5 protein-coding genes are annotated in these 4466 nt (G+C 56.7%); 4 read left to right on the top strand and 1 reads right to left on the bottom strand.

Features of this window, described 5'->3' with window-relative positions; translation table 11 throughout:
- The 4 genes from AC2FNC_RS20215 to AC2FNC_RS20200 form a co-directional block, all read left to right on the top strand.
- Window positions 1-329, top strand: a 329-nt coding sequence (locus AC2FNC_RS20215; protein WP_496716473.1) for an enoyl-CoA hydratase-related protein, incomplete at its 5' end; no start/stop codon positions are given.
- Between the two features lie 2 nt (window positions 330-331).
- Entirely contained in the window at window positions 332-757 is a 426-nt protein-coding gene (paaI, locus tag AC2FNC_RS20210) for a hydroxyphenylacetyl-CoA thioesterase PaaI (protein WP_480547562.1), read from the top strand.
- Window positions 758-781: 24 nt separating this feature from the next.
- Window positions 782-2092 (top strand): phenylacetate--CoA ligase PaaK, encoded by a 1311-nt coding sequence (paaK, locus tag AC2FNC_RS20205; protein ID WP_480478164.1) that lies wholly within the window; start codon window positions 782-784, stop codon window positions 2090-2092.
- Window positions 2093-2095: 3 nt separating this feature from the next.
- A complete protein-coding gene (locus AC2FNC_RS20200; RefSeq protein ID WP_480478162.1) occupies window positions 2096-2692 on the top strand; it encodes a TetR/AcrR family transcriptional regulator in 597 nt (198 codons plus the stop codon).
- A 456-nt stretch (window positions 2693-3148) separates the two neighbouring features.
- On the opposite strand, the gene AC2FNC_RS20195 is transcribed toward AC2FNC_RS20200, so the two are convergent.
- The coding region (locus tag AC2FNC_RS20195) for a pyridoxal phosphate-dependent decarboxylase family protein (RefSeq protein WP_496716472.1) at window positions 3149-4466 on the bottom strand (1318 nt) is incomplete at its 5' end.

Below are 4466 nucleotides of genomic sequence, written 5' to 3'. Positions count from 1 at the left end.
TGTTGGGCGAAGCGCGCGCTAAGGGGCTGGCCCTGACAGCAATGCCCCTAACCGCCAAACAGGCCGAAGAATGGGGGCTGATCTGGAAGGCGTTGCCCGATGATCAGCTGATGACCGAAGCACGCGCTCTTGCCACGCAACTCTCCAACGGCGCCACCCTTGGGTTGGGCCTGACCAAGCAGTGCATTCAAACAGCGGCCACCACATCCTTGTCCGATCAGCTTGAAATTGAAGCGGACGCGATGAAAACTTGTGGGGAAAGTGCCGATTACGCAGAAGGCGTGTCCAGTTTCCTCGAAAAACGCGCACCGCATTTTCAGGGAAGATGATGATGACCCCAAACGAACGTGCCCAAAAATCCGCGGCAGCGATGTGGGCCAATGACGAAGCCAGTAAATGGTTCGGGATGGAGCTTGTGGAGGTCGAAGAAGGGCGCGCTGTCCTGTCACTGACTGTTGCACCGCATCACTGTAACGGACACGGTATTTGCCATGGCGGCGTCACGCACGCTCTTGCCGACAGCGCTTTTGCCTTTGCCTGCAACAGCCGGAATGTTGCAACGGTGGGACAGCATACAATGGTCAGCTATCTTGCACCGGGACGGAAAGGTGACCGCCTGACGGCTACCGCGACAGAAGTGAACCTGTCCGGTCGCAGCGGTATCTACGACGTCCGCGTCATCAATCAAGACAATACTCTGATCGCTGAATTTCGCGGCATGTCCCGCGCCGTTGGCGGCCAGAATTTTCAAGAATAGTTTCGTGACTGGAGGAGTTACGCGATGGAAGACCTTACCCCCAACAAAGCGGACCTGGACCCGATCGAAATCGCCTCGATCGACGAAATTCGCGCCACGCAGCTTGAGCGCCTGAAATGGTCCGTGCGTCACGCCTATGAAAACGTTCCGATGTACAAGCAGCGCTTTGACGAGGCTGGCGTGCATCCCGACGATCTTCAGCAGCTTTCGGATCTGTCAAAGTTTCCGTTCACATATAAAAACGACCTGCGCGATAACTATCCGTTTGGCTTGTTTGCAGTCCCGCGCAGCGAGATAATTCGCCTGCACGCGTCCTCCGGCACGACAGGCAAACCGACAGTGGTCGGCTACACAAAGAATGACATCGACAATTGGGCTGACCTTGGCGCGCGGTCTCTTCGGGCGTCTGGGCTGCGCAAGGGCGACATGGTGCACAATGCCTACGGCTATGGGCTGTTCACCGGTGGGCTAGGTGCCCATTACGGGATCGAACGCCTTGGCGCGACTGTCGTCCCGATGTCGGGCGGGCAAACCGAAAAGCAGGTCAATCTGATCAACGATTTCCGTCCTGACGGTATCATGGTTACACCCTCCTACATGCTCAATATCCTAGAACAGTTCCACAAGGCGGGTCTCGACCCACGTGAGAGCTCGCTGAAGGTTGGCGTTTTTGGCGCCGAACCCTGGACTGACGCGATGCGGGCCGAGGTCGAGGCAGCCTTCGACATGCACGCCGTCGATATCTATGGCCTGTCCGAGATCATGGGCCCCGGAGTCGCCAATGAATGCGTTGAAACAAAAGACGGACCTGTAATCTGGGAGGATCATTTCCTGCCGGAAATCATCGACCCGGCGACCGGAGAAGTCCTGCCCGATGGCGAAACCGGAGAATTGGTGTTCACGACTCTGACCAAAGAAGGGCTGCCGATGATCCGCTACCGCACACGCGATCTGACGTGCCTGCTGCCGGGGACAGCAAGGTCAATGCGCCGGATGGCAAAGATCACCGGTCGCAGCGACGACATGATGATCCTGCGCGGCGTCAACGTCTTCCCCAGCCAGATCGAGGAACAGGTCATGGCAACGGGCGGTCTTGCCCCCTATTACCAGATCGAGCTCTATAAATCCGGTCGCATGGACGCCATGCGGGTCTTTGTTGAATCCTCCCCCGATTCCACCGACGAGCTGTCAAAAACGGCCGCTGCTCGGATGCTGACCAAGCGGATCAAGGACGTCGTTGGCGTTTCAACCGAAATTGTAGTAGGGGACCCCGGCGACGTCGAACGCTCTCAGGGCAAGGCGAAGCGCGTTGTAGACAATCGCGATAAGGACTGAGCCGTGGCCCGGACAATTGCTAAAGACCACGACCAAAAGCGAGAGCAGATCCTGAAGATGGCGGCAAAAGTGTTTGCCGACCAGGGGTTTGACCGTGCTTCGATGACCCTTTTGGCCAAAGAATGTGGGATCTCGAAAGCAAACATATACCACTACTATGACAGCAAGGATGCCATCCTGTATGACATCCTTGAAACGTACTTGCGTGAGTTGCGGGACCGGATTTGCAATGTTGATCTGGACGGCCTTAGCCCCGAACAGAAACTGCGCAAAGCAGTGCGCGAGATCCTTTTTGCCTATCAGGGTGCAGATGACGAGCACCGGGTTCAGATCAGTGGCATGAGCGCACTGACCGAGGAACAGCAAAAAAGGCTACGGGGCTATCAGCTTGATCTGGTGAACTTTGTACGCGACATACTTCTGGAGTTGTCCCCCGGTTCTTTTGACGGAGCCAAGGACAAGCTTCGGGGAGCGACGATGTCAGTCTTTGGCATGTTAAACTGGTATTACATGTGGAACACCGGCGCAGGCCCCAAAGCCCGCGAGGATTATGCCGATCTGGTGAGCACCCTGACCATGCATGGTGTGCAAAAGCTATAGGCGTGCCCCCTTGGGGAAAACACGCTTGGGGCTGGTCACGTGTGTTATTCTGAAATCTCAGGTCAGACTGGTCGGCTATCCTGAGGCGCGCCAGTAAAGACCGCGACAGCGGCGAGCGCGCGGCCACCTTTTTACTTCTTGCGCACCTTCAGATTGTCCAAAAAGAGCCGTTTCGCTGCCATGACCTCTTCGTCCGACATGTTTGATCTGTTCAATTCAAGAAAGTACTCTGCGGCACCAGCCGTTTGAACATCTGACCTTCCCCCCGGTGGTCCCTCAATCAGAACGAGAGGGTGCGGGTTCGGTTTTCTTAGTCTTCAGTTTGGGCAAACTCACCTGTGGCGATAACCTCATACGGGCTGGAAAACTCGGGGAAATCACCATTCAGAGTGATCGCACCATCCTAGGTAATCGCGCGAAAGACGGTATCCCTTGCAACACTTAACGTTGCGAATTTCATGGCAGGCTCTCCCAGACATCGCGGATGACATCCGCGGCCATCAGCACGTCATCGCGGGATGTGTCGAATTGCCCAACCTGAAAGCGGATGATCTTGCGGCCATCGAACATGCCTTGCGTCAAGTAAATTCTGCCATCGTCATTCAGCGCATCCACCAGCCGCTGCTGCGCGGCGTCATCCCCAGGACAGCGAAAGGAAAACAGGCTCAGGATCGGGCCGGTGGTGACCTCAAACCCCTCCATCGCGCCGATCTTTTCTGCAAGTTCATTGGCCCAGAGCACATGGTTGCGAATACGGTCCCGCAACCCGTCGAGACCGTATGATCGCAACAAGAACCAGATCTTCAATGCCCGGAACCGTCGACCCAGGGGGATGGTCCATTCCGAATAATTCGTCACCTCTGCCCCAGTGGTCTTGAGGTATTCCGGTTCGATCTTAAGCGTGTTGAGCTGTGGCGCGGCGTCCCGCAGAAACTGGATCGCGCAATCGAACTGCGCACCCATCCATTTATGGGGGTTGAAGACAATGCTGTCGTAACGGTCCGCCCCGGGCCAAAGGGCCTCACGAAACTCGGGGCAGATCATCGCCGACCCCGCCCAGGCCGCGTCTAGATGTGTGTAGAGGTCGTATTTTTGCGCAATCTCAGCGACCGCTACCAGATCATCGCAGGCCCCAACCCCGGTACCGCCCGTAATTGCAATGATACCGGCAGGCACATACCCAGCCGCGATGTCACCCTGAATTGCGGCGTCAAGAGCCCCTGCATCAATCGCAAAGGTCGGACCACCTGTAGGCAGTTTCACCAGATTGTCCCGACCAATCCCCGCAACCCAGCAAGCCCGATCAATCGACGAATGCACCTGATCCGAACAGTAAATGCGCAGCGCGCCCTTGGCGTTCAGGCCTTCGCGGTTGCCGGTAAACCCTGTTGCCCGTTCCCGCATTGTCAACACAGCCGACAACGTGGCTGATGATGCACTGTCCTGAATAACTCCGGTCATACCTTCCGGCAATCCAAGCGCTTGCCGCAGCCAATCGACCATGACACCTTCGACTTCAGTCGCAGCTGGCGAGGTCTGCCATAACATGCATTGCGCCGCGATTGTGGTCACCAGCATTTCAGCCAGCATCGACGGGGGCGCTGCATTGGCCGGGAAATAGGCAAAGAACCGGGGGTGTTGCCAATGAGTAATACCCGGCATCACGATCTGTTCGAAATCGGCCATGATGGCTTCCATCGGCTCGCCACTATCGGGGGGCGATACCTTTAGCTGGGCCGCGATTTCTCCTTGTGTGGTCTGTGCGCGAACAGGG

Source organism: Ruegeria sp. BHSA123, from assembly GCF_059613425.1.
The sequence above is the reverse complement of the archived record's forward strand: the minus strand, read 5'-3'. Positions and strand labels throughout refer to the sequence as shown.